The sequence below is a fragment of the Phyllobacterium zundukense genome (genome assembly GCF_002764115.1).
Taxonomy (GTDB): domain Bacteria; phylum Pseudomonadota; class Alphaproteobacteria; order Rhizobiales; family Rhizobiaceae; genus Phyllobacterium; species Phyllobacterium zundukense.
This window is the reverse complement of sequence record NZ_CP017942.1, coordinates 364,797-381,835: the sequence shown is the minus strand read 5'-3', so window position 1 is coordinate 381,835 and position 17,039 is coordinate 364,797. Positions and strand designations below refer to the sequence as shown.

Here is a 17,039-nt window from a genome sequence, read left to right as displayed (position 1 = left end):
ATGTGCTCGAACCGAATTTGAATAAGGGAAGGGCTACCGGAGCTTGACGCCGGCTTTCGTAAGGCCGGCGATCAGCATCTTGCCTCCCCCAGTGTTTAATAGCGGGTACCGATTGTCCTGGAGGGACGCGATCGAGAAATTCGGCTCGACCGTCTCAAGTCGCTCTACACATTTTCGTGCCATTTCCATCTCGCCGCGATGCGCGTGGCTTGCTGCCAGATAGCGCAAGAGAGAATTGAAATCCGGCCGCATCTTGAGTGCCTCTTCACCCGCAGAAATGGCCGCTGCGTGATCGCCGGCCAGAGCGGCACTGATGCATTTCGTGGTATCGAAATAGTACTTGTGCGGGCTGTAAAAACCCAGGTTTTGAACCCAGTTGGCAATCGCCATCGCCTTCTCAGGCTGGCCAGCATAGCAATGGAGCATGGAGTAGAGATCCCACCCGAGTGGTTGTGCTGGATTGAGCCTTATGGCTCTCTCGAACAATCCGGCGGCATAGTCGTACTCGCAAAACAAGAAGGAATGGACGTGTCCAACGAGCGCAAGAGCTATGGAATTGTTGACATCCAACTCCAGCGCCTTTCGGGCGTAGAATTGGGCTTCTTCGACAATTGCTGAGTCATAGGGATTGAAACGCTGCCCAACCCGAAAGGTTCTGATAAAAGCGAGCCATGCATAGACAGAGGAGGAGGGCCGGTCAGCCGCAATGTTATGGAGGATGCGTTCCGCACGATCGAGATCGTCCCGGGACAATCGAAAGACCGAATTGACCGCCTCGATCATAGTGGCTTCGCGTTCCAACTTTCCGCCTTCAGCGCGGAAAAGAAAGCAACCATTGACTTCATCCACCACGTGATTGATCAGCGCATGCAACTGATTGCTTTCACCTCTTTCAAGGAGTTGCCGATCGGCAATGCAACTGTCTTTCCAGATCAGGCTGTAATCGGCCAAACGCAAAATGCTCACCACGACAAGAACGGTCTGACTTGCGAGAGTTAGTTCCAGCTGAATGCCGATGGGCGTTGCCAGTGAGATTTCACCGCCCGGTTGGTTGTCGTTTTGCGAGTTCGCCCAGGGTCCTCCGCCGAAAGAAAAGTCGGTGACACGGATATCAGTTCCCTCGACGAGTGATTTTGCGATGAGGCTGGTCACTTCCGAAGCTAGAATCTGTCCATTTTCACTTTGTCCGGCGACGCGCGAGGGCAAGATCGCGACGACCCATTGTCTCGAGCCGCGGGAAACGATCTCGTCGTCCGACGGCTCATTTGCAGTCCCGCCATTCTTGTTGTCCGGATTTATTGCCGTCAAAGGAACAAGAGGAGACTGTTGCCGATGCTCACGCGCCAGTTCGAGCTTTGGTTCGAATTTATGCTGGAGCTGTCCCTCATCAAACCGACGCTGCCAGACCTGTCGCTCAAGCGTCAGCCATTCCTCGAATTCGGGATCTCTGACGTCGACCCCTTCAAGAAAATGTTCCGCCGCTAGTTCGTCATTTCCTGTTGAATGGCCTTCGGTGAGGATTTCGTCAATATCCAGCCGTATGCGGTCCATGCGGAGCGAGACGGTGTTCTTGTCAGCCAACAGGATATCACGTGCGTCACCCAGACATTTACGGATATCGAGCAATGCCTGGCGAAGACTGGCAGACGCCTGATCTTCAGGCCGGTCGCTCCAAAGCTTGTCACGGAGCCAAACTCTTGAACGTGATCCCCTTAGGGAAAGAGCCAGCATGGCAAGGACAGCCTGGGACTTTTGGGATTTTGGCGTCAAAGCCTTGCCCGACGGATCAGTGATCGCGAAGGGTCCAATAAGATACATGCGATAAGCCGCTTCGTGCTGCTGACTGCGGTCCATCAGGATTAGCCCCGGAGTAGCGTCGTGGGTTGCTTTATCTTCCTTAAAGTCAGGCTCTCGCCCGAAGTGTGGCACAAAACACAACTTTGGCAACATGTCTGCGTGTATTGGGAGCCCACGCGGGTAAACAGGAACGCTTATTTCCGAAAGATTGTGCACGATTTCCGCTCCCATGTTTGCTGCCAGATGGTTCGGCCTAATTGGAGGGAATACAGTTCATCTGTCATTCCAGCGTGAAACAAACGTGAATTGTAGTGGAAAAGTAAGTAGGTGCGGGTTATAGGAGCAAGATCAGCGCCAGGATTACACAGATAATACCGACCCGCACTAGACGGCGGCCTGCTTCCATTGTTGTTTCCGTCCAGCGTCTGAAAAATGTCGCCTTGGGCTGCAATTTTTCAATCTCAGCCCAGCCTGCGGCTAAAGCTCTAGCTATTACCGCAGTCCTCGCGCATCCTTGGCCAAGTCTGCCGGTTGCTGCGGCGCTCAGTCCTCAGTGCGCTTCAGCATGCCGAGCCCGAGCTCGTTCAGGTTGTCGATCGTGACCTGTATCGCCTTCTGGTCTGGTCCAATGGCAAAGCTCACGACAAATGGCATCGTCGGCATCTCCGCGTATGGGCGGTAGGTGAAGAGGTCCCGGTCAAAATGGCTGAGCTGGAAAACCGCCTTGCCTTCCGCCCCGATACGGATTTCCAGTGCGCCGTCCTTTTCGGCAACCACTGCCCTGCCGATATAGGGGTTGCCGTAGGTCCCGGTGTAGGCCGAAAGCGGCAGCGCAGGTAATGGTGAGGCAGGTGCCGTGCCGTAGCGGGCCACAGCCGCCTCGACGGCAGGCCCGAACAAGCCTGCATAGATTTGGTCCCAATCAGCGACCCAATCGCGGGCTGCCTTTCCCGTCATTACTAGGTCGAAGAACGCATTGGCAAGGCCATCCGGAACGCCGGTCGGGAACGCGTTCGAGAGCACGACGATGCCAAGACCTTCGGATGGTAGAAGGCTGACGACAGTGCGCGCGCCAACGCTGAAGGCGCCGGCATGGCCCCAGACCTCCCCATAGTGGCCATAATCCACGTTCCAGCCGAGACCATAAAAGACCGGCGTCCCGGTGATGGGGTTCTTACCGAGCGGCATGAGGGGAGCATGCGTCGGGCCGATTGCCTCTTCCTTGATCAGCTGCTTGCCGTTGTATTTGCCGTTGCCAAGCTGAAGACGCATCCATTGGGCTAGGTCGCGCGTATTGGAGCTGACACCGCCGGCCGGCGACTGCGGGTCGGGATCGCGCTTGGCAAGCGCTTGCCATTTGCCGTCGAGCTGTGCGTGGAGGGTGGCCCGGTTCGTGTGCATTAGGAAATCGGCGTAGCGCGAGCTGGTCGATAACATTCCAAGCGGCTTGTAGAGCTTCGCCTCCGCCGCATCCTCCCAGCTCATGCCAGCCGCCTTGGCCACAGCGACCGCGCCAGCGGTAAGGCCGAAATTGCTGTAGGAGTAGCCCGATCGAAAGCTGCTCGACGGCGTGACCTGGCGGAGCCGTTGAAGAATCGTATCGCGGTCGTAGCCGAGCTCCTCCAGCTCGTTGCCGGCGCTTCCAGGTAAGCCGCTGCGGTGAGAGAAGAGATCGCGTAGGGTCACCTGTGCGGTCGGATAGGCCTCGTAAAGCTGGAAGGATGAGTCGATGTCGGCGATCCGCGAATCCCAACTCGCCATCCCTTCGCTCACAATCGCCGCCGCGACGGTCGAGGCCATCGGCTTGGAGAACGAGGCAAGCTGGAACACCGTATCGGCGTCGACCGGCTCGCGCCTGTCTTCTTCCCTGACACCGAAGCCTTTCAGATAGACCACCTCGTCCTGATAGACGATAGCGATCGACAGACCCGGAACCTTGTCGCCATCCACGATGCGCTGGGCCATCTTGTCCAGCGCAGGGAGAGCAGCAATCACTTTGTCTTTTGTCGCATGTTCGAAGGATTGGGCGTTAGCGGCAGGCGGCACGATTCCCGTCAGCACGGCGGTGAATAAAAAAGATTGGAGGCTGAAGAAGCGGATACGCCTGGTGCCTTGGTCGAATGTGTCGGTCATGCTCGTTCCCCCAGAGTGCGCCGATGGCGCAATTATAGCTGGCTTTGCGGTGGTTGGACACTTCGTTCCAGCGCCATGTCGGCGATGGAAATGCCCTACTTCCGCAATCCCACAGCACGAGCCGGTCTGCTCAAGGCGATCAGTGAGGTGCAAACAGCGATGGACCGCATGAAACAATAAGCAAATGGAGCGGGACGTGCACGGCCCTGATATGTCTACCTGGCGAGTTAGTCGGGTTTGAATCCGAAATTGAAGAAGCTTGGCTCCGCTCGGCTGAAAGGCCAAGGCCACCAATCCATTGATGCTTTCGCGTTTCCCGCTGGCATTTTGGGTGAACCGGTCTATGCCTTCCTCTGACGAAAAAATGGTCAGCCCAAGCCTTGCAACACGTCACGGAAGCGTGGCGGATCGTATCGTGGAGTGACCCGCGGCTCTGGTGCATGGATGCGGCTGGAGTTGTTAACGGACAAAAATTGCTGGGAAAAAATCACTGCCTCGGTCCGGTTTGTAGCGTTGAGTTTCCGCATGATGTGCGAGATATAGACCTTGATCGTATTCTCCGACAAATCCAGCTCGCTGGCGATGATCTTGTTGGGCAGGCCGCGCCGCAAGGTTGCCAGTACCTGCCGCTCGCGCTCAGTGAAGGCAATCGTTGACGCTTTGGTCACCGCGAGTGTTTCATCGACCTCACCCTTTGCGACGGGCATTGGCAGCACATTGATCGTATCAGACGTACAAGACGCCGAATTCGCACAGTCCCCGTGGTCAATTACCATTGACCGCGGATAGTAAGTACCACCGGCCAGAATCAGGCGGATGGCTGCGAGGACGACTGAGATCGGCGCGGTATTTGTCGTATAGCCCTTTACGCCCAATCTGGCGACTTCTGAAACAGTCGCATCGGTTATCGATGCCTCATCGCGTTGGGTCAGCAGCATAAGCGATGTTTCTGGCCGCAATTGGTGAATATATGCGAGATTTACCGAGACCCACTCATCGGTGAGGCTACAGTTTTCTATGTTCAGAACAGCAAGATTGATATTTTTCTCAATAACACCAACCAGCCCGTCCGGTTTGGCAATGTCGTGGATGGCGACTTCGGGAAGCTCCCCTTGCAGGGCGCGAATGAGACAACTTCGCGACAAGGTCTGGCAATCAATAATGACAATTGAAGTATGTTCGCTGACAGTGCTTCGCATATTATTGAAGCCGTGCACTTCGGCAGCAAATGAGACTGACATTGATCCCCCCTACGCTTTCCCTGTTACTCCTTACAGACCGCGACCCAGATTGTTCCTCTTATAATGCCCCGTGGTGGCTTTGGTGCATCGATCCTTTTTCAACGGTTTGGACGTACCTGTTCGATCGCAATCGGTCTGATCGGTTCCGGTGATTTTTGACAGAGCGAAAATGTAGAAAAATATTCTCCATTGTCATTTACAAATCCCATGACGGCCGAAATCTCAAACATTTCTCTTAAACCGTGCACCCAAAACGGATACTTTCGACCTCATTCTGGCTGCATGTGCGAAATCATTTGCTATGCCAAAAAATTTACGACTGAACCATATATTTCATCTGTCATTCTAGCGTGAAACCAACGTGAATGGCGGTCGAAAAGTAAATAGATGCGGGTTGTAGGAGCGCCCTTGACGCTGTCGCCCAGCAGCGTCAGCTGGCTTAGCGCTTCCGTTGGATGATAATTTCAATGGCTTTTCTGACACGTGCCGCTATGAACTCGGCGTAACAGGTGACCTCCGGCACGCCCATCAATTCACCGAAGGTACCACGCGCGAGCGGCCCACCGATGAAGAGATTGTCGATGATCTCGCCCTTCTTGCTGATTGCCTGACCGGTCTTTGCCGTATGAAGGCCAAGCCCTACCGGGTCAGAAGCGAGCAGGCCCTGATCAAACAGCGACCGAACCACCGGATTGCTTTGAATAATTGCGGCATGGGCAGGACCAGTGGTGATGACAATCGCATCGAAGCCTGCGCGTTCAAGGCTCTGTGTGTATCGGCGTCGATATGAGACCTTGAATCGTCTGCTCGTTTCGTGCGCTGAATGTAGTGAAGCTGCGATAATCTCAAGTGTGCCTTCACGCAAACGGCGATCAAGCACATCCTTCACTTGTGGAGCCACGCGAAAGCGGTGGACATCCCAAAGTGCCCTCAGATGCCGCACCAGACGCCGTCGCTCGTCAGAATGCAACGCCGCCCAGATTACAGGAGCCTGATCGCGCAGCGCATCAAGGACGGGGTGCCAGGTCAGGCCCCGATTCTGTGCTTCCTTTAGTGTCTGACGCACTGTTTTCAATAAACTGGAGGCGGTTTCATCATCCGCCGAAGCTGCCGAATGGCTCCGCGGCTTGTGTGGCGTGTCCACGAGAGCGATAACCGTGACGTGAGAGCGCGACAATGGCGCCGCGATGCCCGTTTTTGTCGAGCGAGGCGATCACGTCGGCGGCGGTGAGACCTGTCCCGACGACAAGAACCGCATGATCCTGTTCGATTTCCTGTAGCGCATCCCCAGCATAGGGATCGGCAATGAAACGAGGCCCGCCAATCAAGGGTAGGAAGGCCCTCGGCACTGAGGGTAGTGGATGCGTGGTGGCAACGACAACAATATCGGCGTCGACATTCTTGTCGTCGGTCAGGACAATTGAATATCGCTCGCAGCCAGGTGTAATGCTCAGTGCTGTTGCCCGCTCGTGACGAATGCTGTCCGTATGGAGGAAAGGCTCGACATGGTTGTGAACATAGCGCCCGAATACCGAACGCTGCGGGAATTCATCGCCCTTGGTCGTCCGTGCTAGAACATCTCCGGCACTGATCGCGTCGGTTGCTAGCCACCGGGTAAAATGATCCGGCTCCGCAGAGACCATCGTCATTTTGGCAGCCGGGACATTGATCCGGTGAGCGGGATCCTTGCTTGAATAGGCCAGACCATCGCCGAGCCGCTCCCTCGGTTCAATCACGACGATCTCAATATCGCTGTGCCGTGTCTGTGCAGCCAAATGATAGGCGATGGCGGTTCCGGAGAAACCACCGCCAATGATCGCAACGATAACTGGCTCTGTCACAATGGCTTGCCCTCAATCTTGCCGGGCGATGGACACCGGCGACAGTCTCGTCAAACTGTCCCATATTAACTGACGTCGAGCTCGATGGAATTTCATGGTCGAGCGGCAAGTTCGGAAGCTCCAGCTCACCGAAACGATAGGTCTCTTCAAGGTGAGGGTAACCGGAGGGGATAAAAGTGTCGATACCGATACGGCTGTATTTCGGCCATGCGCTCGGCTATTGTAGCTGCGCCGCCAACTAATCTTGCGTCGTATTTTGGCCACGCCTGCAGGCTGCGTCAACCAGTAGGGAATCAATGCGGGACGGTCGCGGTGATGATTCCTAGATTGACAAGTCCGCTAACGATTAGTTGGACGGCTACCGCGGTTAGGAGAATGCCGAAGACAACCTCCGAGACGACAAGACTAGCTGGCTTCATTCGCTTTGCCAGTTTGTCGATATTAGTGAACACCAGATAATCCAATGCACCGACGAGCAGGATCAACCCCACGACGAGTACTGCACTTGCAACCGAGACAACTTCGCCGGAGGCAATGATAATGACCGTGATGCCGACGGGATTCAGCAAGTAGGGGACAGCAAGGGGAAAGACGGCGATTTTTGCTGGATCTATCGGCAGGCCCAGCTCATCCTTGGGCTTTTCGGTCGGTCCAGCCGCCATCTTGATCGCGAGGAGCGCTAAGATAACGCCGCCAGCGATCGCAACCGCGCCGCCAGTGATATGCAGCAGTCGCATCAGCAGAGCGCCAGTGGCAAAAAGGATCAGAGCCGTGACAACCGCCGTCAAAACCATCTGGCGGCCTATCCTGTTTTTGGTTTCGGCGTCAAAGGCATGGGTCTTTTCAAGAAAAGGCACCAGTGCGATCTTCGGTCCCATGCCAATCAGCAGGAGCAGGAGAAGCTTTGCCACGAGCGTGGCGTCAATGACAGTGAAATCCATCGGAAAGTTCCCCCTCTACACCTCTACTGGTGGAGAACTGTCGACGATGCGAAATGGATTGTCCAGCGCTCGGGCAAAAATTCTGCCGCCGCTACGACACGAACCGCAGCCTTGCGCAAGTTCACACGGGCGGCTTAGTTCAGGCTCTGCTGAGAAGTCTTACATCCGACAAGCAACGCAGTTTCCTACTACGCATCGCGCAGTGGCTGCGGTTCGCCATAGCGTTTGTAAAGCCGGCACCCGGTGCCGATGGCTGTTTCATAAAGCCTGTCGCCAGGCTTGACCTCCGCCCAGGAGGAATGCGTTTGGCCGATTGTCAGACGGGGCCGAACATTGAGACCGGCGATCGCGGAGAGTTCAGCAGCATAGGCGTCAAGCGTGTAACGGTTCATTCCGGTGTAGCACGTTGCGAGATGCAGATAGTTCTCCAGTTCCTCGTATCCGACACTGTCCCTGTTGCTGATCGTCTGGGTATTGACGCTACCGAGCAATAGCTCCGAAGCACATTGAATGACGGTGTCATCCCAGGTCGTATCCTGAAGGAAGATTTCGTGTTCCTGGGTGGTAAATCCCCGTGTTCTATGGTGCGCTGGCAAGCATTTTACAAAGGGACGGGCAACTTCTGCATCGTCGAAAATCTGGTGGACAAGCGCCTTGCCTTGCGAAAAAGACATCTGTCTGCGGATTGGTTTGATATGCGCAAGCCATGCAGCGTCACGGACCTGCGCCGCCACTGCCGCCTTGCTGAATCTGTTGATCTCGGCCACTCGGATTTACCCCTGTCAGTGCTTTGACGGCAGTTGCCATACATCAGAGGCGACTTTCTTCCATGAAATAAGGGCGTAATTTTATGTAAATTTGAAGCAATCCATAGATCGAAAGATGGAGGATCAATGCACCCTTTGTTACGCAATTGTCACATTCTGCCTGCATTCTAGGCGAGACACTTCATCCATCCGTCAACCGACCATGGAGGTGGGCTGTGAGTGACAAGGTCTTTCACGTGTTGTTCCTGTCGCAGCGCAATTCGGCCAGAAGCATGATGGCCGAAGCAATTCTTAACCGCATCGGGCATCCGCACTTTGTTGCCTACAGTGCCGGCGTTGATCCGGCAGGCGACATCGAGCCGGAGACGCGCGAGCTTTTCGAAGCAATGGGCTATCCAGCGGGAGAGCTTCACCCGAAGCACTACCGGGATTTTAGCGCCGTCGATGCCCAGAATCTCGATTTCGTCTTTACCTTGAGTGACACTGCAGCCGGCGAGTCGTTGCCCGAATGGCCGGGCCTGCCGGTCAGTGCACATTGGGCCTCATCGGATCCGGTAAAGGCAACGGGCGAGCCGTGGGAGCGAAAGCAAGCGTTCTCGCGCGCAATGGCGGAACTCGATCGCCGCCTGAAGATATTCATCAATCTTCCGCTCAGCTCGCTTGACCGGCTCAGCATCCAAAGCCATGTCGATGAAATAGGCCAGTCAAAGAGTGAATAATGAGCCGCGGGGTGGCGATCATTTGGCCTTGCCAATTCTGATTCTCTTGCCTTCGGCATCTGCCAGCGCAGTCTTGATTGCGTTGAGGAATTCTTCGGGATTGTCGATGGAGATATTGACGCTCTTGGCTTGCTTGAAGGGGTTGAGACCTGAAAGCTTGAGGTTTGCGGTCTCTTCTTCGTATCTGATTTCGTGCAGTTCTCTAATGCGCATGACGGTTCCCGGTGTTGGTTTCACAACTAGTGCCGTCACATATCTGTAAAATATCTGTCACAATCAATACCGGCTTCATGAACCTTTGGCGGCGGAAACAAGGCAGAGCCGCTTTGACGCCACTGTTTTTTCATTCGTCTGACATGTAGTCAGTTTATGGTTCGGCCATCTGATACGAAACCCGAATGGCAAAGCAAAATGAACACATCGGCAAATCGGTGGACGCCGCATTGGGCGATCCACCCCGGCCAGCATTTGCTTGAGTGCATTGAGTCCCATGGCTTGTCGGTGGAAGCATTTGCGCAGTTAACAGAGATACCAACGGCGACACTAGATGCCATCATCGCTGGCCGGTATCCGATCACATACGATATCGCCGTGCGCATAGACCGAACGCTCGGCATCATGCCGGATCTGTGGTTCGTCCTGCAATCAAAGTGGGATCGGCATCAGGAAGCGGACTTTCCTATCGCAGTTGCTACAGATGTTGAATCAAGCTGCTAGTTGTCGAAGAACTTTGGGAAGCAACCCAAGAACTTACCAGATCGCGAGCTTATTGCAGCTAGCGATCAACGTCGCATCGCCCAGACGTTCGTCAATCAGCCGACTACGCCGAGCATGGCGATCAAGAGCATGAGGGCCAAGTACATGCAGATTCGATTGGGTCTTCAGCTCGGTCGAGGGCGACAAGGTCGATGTGTCGCCTATCGATGCCGACCGGTGGACGAGCGGGCAAAATGCATCGCGGTCGATATCCTGCGTACTACCGAGGCAACGATGAGACGTTTCTGCTATTGGCCGTCATCGAGCTAGCTGCTTCTGAGCCATCTTGATCGATGCCGGTAGCAACAACGGAGACCCTGAACGTTCCCTCGAGAGCGTTGTCGAACGTTGCCCCAAGAATGATGTTGGCTTCGTCGTCCACTTCCTCGCGAATTCGCGTGGCTGCCTCATCGACTTCGAACAAGGTCATATCTCTACCGCCTGAAATAGACACCAGGACGCCTTTCGCGCCCTTCATAGACGCCACATCCAGCAGTGGGTTGGCAATGGCTGCTTCAGCTGCTGCTATAGCTCTGCCGGTGCCTGAACTTTGCCCGGTGCCCATCATAGCGCGGCCCATGTCGCGCATGACCGCCCGAACGTCGGCAAAGTCGAGATTGATCAGCCCCTCTCGAATCATCAGATCTGTAATGCACGCAACGCCTGAATAAAGAACACGGTCCGCCGTGGCAAATGCATCAGCAAACGTGGTGGATGCATCCGCTACTCGGAATAGGTTTTGGTTCGGTATAACGATCAGGGTATCAGCACTGTCGCGCAACTGTTTCAACCCGTCCTCGGCGAACGTCATTCGACGCGTGCCTTCGAAATTGAACGGCTTGGTCACGACGGCGACCGTCAATATGCCAGCGTCGCGCGCTGCACGGGCTATAACAGGTGCTGCGCCTGTTCCGGTACCGCCCCCCATGCCGGCTGTTACGAAACACATGTGGGTGCCGTTGAGATGGTCCATGATCTCGTCGATACTCTCCTCGGCAGCCGCCCGCCCGATTTCCGCGTGCGATCCGGCACCAAGGCCTTGCGTCAGATTCACGCCGAGCTGAATCAAACGGCCGGCCTTCGACATCGTCAGTGCCTGGGCATCAGTATTTGCGACCACGAATTCAGTTCCCTGAAGGCCCTCGCGGATCATATTGTTGACGGCATTCCCGCCACCACCGCCGACACCAATCACGGTAATATTCGGCTTCATTTCGGTGATTTCCGGATGCTTTAGGTTGCTCGACATCACGCTGTCCTTCCTTGCCTGCAGCAAACTGACTGCACTTTGACACGGGATGGGATTGCCGGATGAAGTACCGAAAACGAATCAAAATCAGCTCATCCCGAGCAAGGGATATGAATCAGACAAGGGTGGTTGGCGCAACCTTTTTGGCTTCTCACAAACTAGTTTTATTCCTCAGGTCGTCCCCACCCTTTGCGGATTTTACCACATCGTGCAAACTGCGGACCGCAGATCGATTTTGCACAGAACCACTTGGACCCTGGTAGGATGTTGCTTGGTCTCGCAACTCGAGGCTAACTTAAGGGAATCCAAGCCGAAAAGTCCGAACTGACCGGCACGCGCCAAAAGCAGCCTTTCGTCAACGGTTATCCGAACAACAGCTTTGCTCCTGCGCCTTGGCAAGTACCCCATCGAGGTCTAGCATACGCTCAGTGTGTGGAGACTTCGATGACCTCAAGCTTCAACGTCCACGATGCGGCCGGCTATGAGCAACTCATGGGCCGCTGGAGCCAAAAACTCGCGCCCCTGTTCATCGACTTCGTGGGGCTGGCCGACGGCGAAAAAATTCTCGACGTCGGCTGCGGCACCGGCAGCCTGACCTTTGCGCTCGCCAGGACCGCCGATCTTGGCGAGATCGTTGCGATCGACTATTCGCCCGTCTTCGTCGAGGAGGCGATCCGGCGCAACACCGACCCGCACATAACGATCCGGCAGGCGGATGCCTGCGCCTTGCCCTTCGAGGACGGCATGTTCGACCGCGCCTTGGCGCTTCTCGTGCTCCACTTCGTGCCCGAGGCAGGCAAGGCAGTCGCCGAGATGCGTCGCGTAGCGCGGCCGGGCGGCGTGGTCGCGGCGGCCGTGTGGGATCATCTCGGCGGCATGCCCGGCATGCGCATGATGGTCGACACGGTGGCGGCACTCAGCGAAGGTGGGCGCCAGCTGCGCGGACGCTATTGCTTCCAGCCTATGATGCAGCCCGGCGAAATGAAACGGACTTTTGTTGAGCAGGAACTCGTGGACGTTACACAAACCCAGCTTATGATCCGCATGGACTACCAAAACTTCGACGACTACTGGGCGCCGATTGCGGCGGGTGAAGGGCCGCTCGGCAAATATGTGGCCACGCTCGACGCCGTGGAGCGGGCGCGCACCGACGCCGCCGTGCGTGACGCCTACGAGGCCGGCCGGCCCGACGGCCCGAGGTCTTTTGCAAACGTCGCCTGGGCCTGCCGGGGCATCGTTCCCTGACCCGACAGTGGGCGAAGGGCGGAAAGCTTTCCAAGGTTCTGGCGCCGGACAGGTCGCCTGGCCATGCCATTTTGTTGAAATGGGCGGCGTTCCATCCGCAGCTTTCGAACGGGGGCGTCCGGCTCCAACCCAGAGAGGCCGCGTCGAACAGACGAAGGACGGGAACAGGCCGTCCAAACTAGCGAAAGTCAGTTCTTCGGTAAGCGTCTTTCCAAGCACGATTGGAACGATCGAAACATTGATCTCATCGACGAGATCATTTCTGAAAGGGTCTGCAGAAAGTCGGTCGAGCCTTGGGTCGACAGATCCAGTCCTCTTCATTGCCGTGCCCCCGTCAGCCAGATATTGGTGAAGCCGTCTGCATTACCGTATCCGGTCTCAGCGAGGCCCGGGTTTCTTTGCAAGCTCATGACGATGAGTAATTGATGCCCGCGTGGTGTGTAGCCAGATCCCTGGAGGCGAGATGTGAACGACACGATCTTTCAAGTACTGTCCCTGTTACAAGTTGCAGCTTGCTCCTAGTTTGTTATATTTATTACAAATCGCTGAATATTATTACAGATCCTCGAATGGGCTCGCGCGCCTGCCCTGGTATTCAAAGGAGAGGGTTACATGGCTAGCCGGAAGGCAAAACGAATTATCGATCTTTCTGAGGCTCTCGTAGAGAGGAGGGTCCTCCATCTGAAGGAGGCAGCCCTGCTTCTCAACGTTTCCGAGATGACGGTTCGTCGTGATGTCGCGGAAAATCCTGGCCAGTTTGGCTATCTTGGTGGCCATATCGTATCTGCAGCTGATATTGAAAGTGACGTTCCGTACGAATTGACGAAGGCAGCGGACAGTCACGCGACTGCCAAGAGAGAGGCTTGCGCGCACGCTGCCAAACACATTCGCCCGGATGAAACGATATTCATCGACTGCGGCACGACGCTTACCAGTCTGATTGACTACATCCCAGAAGATTATTCAATAACAGCAGTATGTTACGCTCTTAATATTGCCGAGAAACTGACTCGAAGGGCAAATATCAGTGTCGTAATGCTTGGGGGCCTTTACTATCCGTCCTCCGCCTCCTTTTCCGGGGCGTCCGGGCTTGATACGTTGAACCATCTCGGTATCAATACTGCTTTCATTTCTGCGGCGGGGGTAGATCTGGGCAGGGGGGCATCATGCGCGCATTTCCATGAAGCACCGGTGAAGCAGAAGGTGATATCGCTAGCGCAGAAATGCTATTTGGTGGTGGATAGCAGCAAGATAGGCAAGCTAAAGCCGGCTTTTTTTGCGCCAATCGAGGCGTTCCAATCGATCATTACCGAGGCAGGCGAAACGAACATTGCGCATACCGAGTAACGCAAGTGCACAAAAGTCAGAGATGGGAAATTTTTGTACAGAGACTTGACCGTCGCCTGCTTTGATGGAAGCATAACACCATTAATGGGAGAAATGTAACAAATACCCACGAAGAGCAGTGAGTTGGACGCCATAGCAGATCGCTGTTCTCCGATTGCGGGGCCATGTTGCAGATACTGGGCGGAGGTTTGTGTGGAGATCAGAGATCATTGGTGTGAGACCGGCGGTGCCTGAATTTGCCCGTGCATACCCTCTCAGCAAATAATGATGTCGATGGCACTGTGAGCTTTCGGGACAACAGGAGCTTTCGATGATGGTTGAAAAGTTGTCTGCCGGCAATCTGAAACGTACCTTTTGTCGACTACGGCAAGGCAATCGACTGGATGGACAGAACGGCCGCCGAGGGCGCACTGTACCTACCCGCGCGATTGATGTGAAGAGGATCTGGATTCCTTACGGCGAATAGGAATCTGCGCAGCCAATCCGGCGGCAGAACCGATCGCAGAGGTCAGGTGATCAAGACGCGATGCATTGCCAGCAGCCGTACTCGGCGCGGCCAGTTATTTTCGAAAAATTGCTCTTCGGCACGATTTGCCGGGGTACGACGTATCAGGGAGGACTTCTATGCTCAAGAATATCGACCCAGCTCTCAATGCGGACGTGTTGCATGCGCTTCGTTCCATGGGGCATGGGGACACGCTTGTCGTGTCCGACACTAATTTCCCCTCTGACGCGATTGCGCGACAGACTAGGCTCGGCAAGCTCCTGCGAATCGATAATGTCTCTGCCGCTCGCGCGATCAAGGCTATCCTGTCAGTCATGCCTCTGGATACGCCGCTCCAACCATCAGCCGGCCGCATGGAAATCATGGGTGCTCCTAATGAAATTCCACCCGTTCAGAGTGAAGCACAGATCGCAATCGATGAAGCCGAGGGTAAGCCGGCACCTATGTATGGCATCGAGCGTTTTGCCTTCTACGAGGAGGCCAAAAACGCTTATTGCGTAATTACCACGGGAGAAACCCGCTTCTACGGTTGCTTCCTCTTCACCAAGGGCGTGATTCCGCCGGAATCCGTCTGATCGAGGTGCAGCATGACTCGGAATGACCCGATCAAACATGTCTTCATCTGGCCTGCACTTTTGATAGTGCTGGTCATTTCGATTTTCCCGTTGATCTACTCACTGACAACGAGCTTCATGAGTCTGCGGCTCGTGCCACCAATTCCACCGCGCTTCGTTGGATTCGGAAATTATACGGAACTTTTGCAGAATCCGCGCTTTTGGCATGTCGCCTGGACGACGTCAATTATCGCCTTTATCGCGGTCGCGTTGCAATATGTCATCGGTTTTGCCATTGCGCTGGCGCTCAACGCCAGAGTTCCTGGTGAAGGCATTTTTCGTGTTGGTTTCTTGCTGCCGATGCTGGTGGCACCGGTCGCCGTGGCCCTCATCGCGCGTCAGATTCTCAATCCGACCATGGGGCCACTCAACGAGCTTATGACTTTTTTCGGATTTCCTAATCTCCCGTTCCTAACGCAAACGAAATGGGCCATCGGCGCGATTATTTCTGTCGAGGTGTGGCAATGGACACCCTTCGTCATCCTGATGCTGCTCGCCGGACTCCAAACCCTGCCTGATGATGTCTATGAGGCGGCCGCTTTGGAGAATGCAAGTCCGTGGCAGCAGTTCTGGGGCATCACGTTTCCCATGATGCTGCCGATCTCTGTCGCGGTCGTGTTCATCCGGTTGATCGAGAGCTACAAGATTATCGACACGGTCTTTGTGATGACCGGGGGAGGGCCCGGCATATCCACTGAAACATTGACGCTCTTCGCCTATCAGGAAGGTTTCAAGAAGTTCAATCTTGGTTACACCTCGGCTCTATCCTTCCTGTTCCTCATCTTGATCACCGTTATCGGCCTCGTTTACCTCGCCATCCTGAAACCCTATCTGGAGAAGCACAAATGAGCGTGCGAGCCCTCAAAGGAAACGGCCGCTGGTGGGCTCTCGCGGGCTGCTTGCTCTGGCTGGCCTTTACGTTCTTCCCGCTCTACTGGGTGGCGATCACATCCTTCAAGACGCCGCTCGGGGTGGTTGGCGGGCCGACCTACATACCATTTGTCGATTTTGAACCGAGCTTGTCGGCCTGGAGCGACCTTCTCTCCGGTCAGCGCGGCCAGTTCTACAATACCTTCATAGCATCCACGATCGTCGGTCTGTCCGCGTCGCTGCTGGCGACGGCGATCGGATCAATGGCTGCCTATGCCCTTGTTCGATTTACTTTCGAATTAAAGCTTCTGTCAGCCGTGCTTTTCGTGATCGTTGCTTTTGGTGGTTATCTGATTGGTTACAATGTTTTCGGCCTTCGTCAGGGGCCATCGCTGATCTATGCCTTCGTGGCAGCGCTCTCACTTGCGATAGCATCCAGCAGGTTTCGACTCCCCGGACCCATCCTCGGCAATAACGATATTGTTTTCTGGTTTGTCAGCCAACGCATGTTTCCGCCCATCGTTGCCGCCTTCGCCTTGTTCCTGATGTACACTGAAATGGGCAAGATGGGTGTGAAGCTGGTGGATACCTATTTCGGCTTGACCTTCGCCTATGTCGCATTCTCGCTTCCGATCGTGATCTGGCTGATGCGCGACTTTTTCGAAGCCTTGCCGATCGAGGTCGAAGAGGCGGCAATGGTTGACAATGTGCCGTCATGGCGGATTTTCTTCGGGATTGTGGTTCCCATGTCCACACCAGGCCTGATCGCCACATTCATGATTACGCTCGCCTTTGTCTGGAACGAGTTTCTCTTCGCACTCTTCCTCACCAGTTCGAAATGGCAAACCCTTCCCATTCTGGTCGCCGGGCAGAACAGCCAGCGGGGCGACGAATGGTGGGCAATATCGGCAGCCGCTTTGGTCGCGATCATACCTATGGTCATCATGGCGGGGATTTTGAGTAGGCTGATGCGGTCTGGCCTGCTTTTGGGAGCGATCAAGTGACCGTCCACCA

Annotated in this window: 15 protein-coding genes and 3 pseudogenes; 8 read left to right on the top strand and 10 right to left on the bottom strand. The window is 55.2% G+C overall.

The features are described from left to right. Positions 1–33: 33 nt before the first annotated feature. The 8 genes and pseudogenes from BLM14_RS24855 to BLM14_RS24820 form a co-directional block, all read right to left on the bottom strand. On the bottom strand, positions 34–1,854 hold the full coding sequence (locus tag BLM14_RS24855) for an SARP family transcriptional regulator (protein WP_100002662.1): 1,821 nt from the start codon (positions 1,852–1,854) through the stop codon (positions 34–36). Between the two features lie 486 nt (positions 1,855–2,340). Next, positions 2,341–3,930 carry a serine hydrolase gene (locus BLM14_RS24850; protein WP_100002660.1) on the bottom strand — a complete coding sequence of 530 codons (1,590 nt, stop codon included), beginning with the start codon at positions 3,928–3,930 and terminating at the stop codon, positions 2,341–2,343. Positions 3,931–4,298: 368 nt separating this feature from the next. Beyond that, complete coding sequence (locus BLM14_RS24845; protein ID WP_100002658.1) at positions 4,299–5,171, bottom strand: response regulator transcription factor; 873 nt, start codon at positions 5,169–5,171, stop codon at positions 4,299–4,301. 439 nt (positions 5,172–5,610) lie between these two features. Then, positions 5,611–6,237, bottom strand: coding sequence for an FAD/NAD(P)-binding protein (locus tag BLM14_RS24840; protein WP_100002656.1), 627 nt, complete (start codon positions 6,235–6,237; stop codon positions 5,611–5,613). Between the two features lie 28 nt (positions 6,238–6,265). Continuing rightward, positions 6,266–7,012, bottom strand: a complete 747-nt coding sequence (locus BLM14_RS24835; protein WP_157929595.1) for an FAD/NAD(P)-binding protein — start codon at positions 7,010–7,012, stop codon at positions 6,266–6,268. A gap of 16 nt (positions 7,013–7,028) precedes the next feature. Beyond that, positions 7,029–7,254: pseudogene (locus BLM14_RS32780) on the bottom strand (alkanesulfonate monooxygenase); the annotation flags it as partial. A 51-nt stretch (positions 7,255–7,305) separates the two neighbouring features. After that, positions 7,306–7,953: a MarC family protein gene (locus tag BLM14_RS24825; RefSeq protein ID WP_100002653.1), complete on the bottom strand. Its 648-nt coding sequence runs from the start codon at positions 7,951–7,953 to the stop codon at positions 7,306–7,308. A 188-nt stretch (positions 7,954–8,141) separates the two neighbouring features. Next, a complete protein-coding gene (locus BLM14_RS24820; RefSeq protein WP_100002651.1) occupies positions 8,142–8,720 on the bottom strand; it encodes a hypothetical protein in 579 nt (192 codons plus the stop codon). A gap of 215 nt (positions 8,721–8,935) precedes the next feature. Here BLM14_RS24820 and BLM14_RS24815 point away from each other — a divergent pair, with 215 nt between their 5' ends. Continuing rightward, a complete protein-coding gene (locus BLM14_RS24815; RefSeq protein ID WP_100002649.1) occupies positions 8,936–9,439 on the top strand; it encodes an arsenate reductase/protein-tyrosine-phosphatase family protein in 504 nt (167 codons plus the stop codon). 18 nt (positions 9,440–9,457) lie between these two features. Here BLM14_RS24815 and BLM14_RS24810 read toward each other — a convergent pair whose 3' ends face one another. Continuing rightward, positions 9,458–9,652 carry a hypothetical protein gene (locus tag BLM14_RS24810; protein ID WP_100000747.1) on the bottom strand — a complete coding sequence of 65 codons (195 nt, stop codon included), beginning with the start codon at positions 9,650–9,652 and terminating at the stop codon, positions 9,458–9,460. 198 nt (positions 9,653–9,850) lie between these two features. On the opposite strand from BLM14_RS24810, the gene BLM14_RS24805 reads away from it, so the two are divergent. Continuing rightward, the gene (locus BLM14_RS24805) at positions 9,851–10,156 is read left to right on the top strand and encodes a HigA family addiction module antitoxin (protein ID WP_100002647.1); all 306 of its coding nucleotides are present in this window, start codon (positions 9,851–9,853) and stop codon (positions 10,154–10,156) included. A gap of 307 nt (positions 10,157–10,463) precedes the next feature. On the opposite strand, the pseudogene ftsZ reads toward BLM14_RS24805, so the two are convergent. Beyond that, positions 10,464–11,444, bottom strand: a pseudogene (ftsZ, locus tag BLM14_RS24800) (cell division protein FtsZ); the annotation flags it as partial. Between the two features lie 444 nt (positions 11,445–11,888). Between ftsZ and BLM14_RS24795 the strand changes: the two are divergent. From BLM14_RS24795 to BLM14_RS24770, 6 genes and pseudogenes are all read left to right on the top strand, one after another. Further along, entirely contained in the window at positions 11,889–12,689 is an 801-nt protein-coding gene (locus BLM14_RS24795; RefSeq protein WP_100002643.1) for a class I SAM-dependent methyltransferase, read from the top strand. Between the two features lie 612 nt (positions 12,690–13,301). After that, on the top strand, positions 13,302–14,036 hold the full coding sequence (locus BLM14_RS24790) for a DeoR family transcriptional regulator (protein ID WP_100002641.1): 735 nt from the start codon (positions 13,302–13,304) through the stop codon (positions 14,034–14,036). 251 nt (positions 14,037–14,287) lie between these two features. Then, positions 14,288–14,502, top strand: a pseudogene (locus tag BLM14_RS32085) (hypothetical protein); the annotation flags it as partial. 158 nt (positions 14,503–14,660) lie between these two features. Then, positions 14,661–15,116 carry an RbsD/FucU family protein gene (locus BLM14_RS24780; protein WP_100002639.1) on the top strand — a complete coding sequence of 152 codons (456 nt, stop codon included), beginning with the start codon at positions 14,661–14,663 and terminating at the stop codon, positions 15,114–15,116. Positions 15,117–15,128: 12 nt separating this feature from the next. Next, entirely contained in the window at positions 15,129–16,004 is an 876-nt protein-coding gene (locus BLM14_RS24775) for a carbohydrate ABC transporter permease (protein ID WP_100002637.1), read from the top strand. Further along, complete coding sequence (locus BLM14_RS24770; protein ID WP_100002635.1) at positions 16,001–17,029, top strand: carbohydrate ABC transporter permease; 1,029 nt, start codon at positions 16,001–16,003, stop codon at positions 17,027–17,029. Before BLM14_RS24775 ends, BLM14_RS24770 begins: the two co-directional genes overlap by 4 nt. The last annotated feature ends 10 nt before the right edge of the window (positions 17,030–17,039 follow it).

Coding starts and splice junctions, on each gene's coding strand:
- BLM14_RS24805 (WP_100002647.1), top strand. CDS start 9,851: ATGAACACATCGGCAAATCGGTGGACGCCGCATTGGGCGATCCACCCC.
- BLM14_RS24810 (WP_100000747.1), bottom strand. CDS start 9,652: ATGCGCATTAGAGAACTGCACGAAATCAGATACGAAGAAGAGACCGCA.
- BLM14_RS24845 (WP_100002658.1), bottom strand. CDS start 5,171: ATGTCAGTCTCATTTGCTGCCGAAGTGCACGGCTTCAATAATATGCGA.
- BLM14_RS24775 (WP_100002637.1), top strand. CDS start 15,129: ATGACTCGGAATGACCCGATCAAACATGTCTTCATCTGGCCTGCACTT.
- BLM14_RS24790 (WP_100002641.1), top strand. CDS start 13,302: ATGGCTAGCCGGAAGGCAAAACGAATTATCGATCTTTCTGAGGCTCTC.
- BLM14_RS24850 (WP_100002660.1), bottom strand. CDS start 3,930: ATGACCGACACATTCGACCAAGGCACCAGGCGTATCCGCTTCTTCAGC.
- BLM14_RS24855 (WP_100002662.1), bottom strand. CDS start 1,854: ATGGACCGCAGTCAGCAGCACGAAGCGGCTTATCGCATGTATCTTATT.
- BLM14_RS24825 (WP_100002653.1), bottom strand. CDS start 7,953: ATGGATTTCACTGTCATTGACGCCACGCTCGTGGCAAAGCTTCTCCTG.
- BLM14_RS24770 (WP_100002635.1), top strand. CDS start 16,001: ATGAGCGTGCGAGCCCTCAAAGGAAACGGCCGCTGGTGGGCTCTCGCG.
- BLM14_RS24795 (WP_100002643.1), top strand. CDS start 11,889: ATGACCTCAAGCTTCAACGTCCACGATGCGGCCGGCTATGAGCAACTC.
- BLM14_RS24780 (WP_100002639.1), top strand. CDS start 14,661: ATGCTCAAGAATATCGACCCAGCTCTCAATGCGGACGTGTTGCATGCG.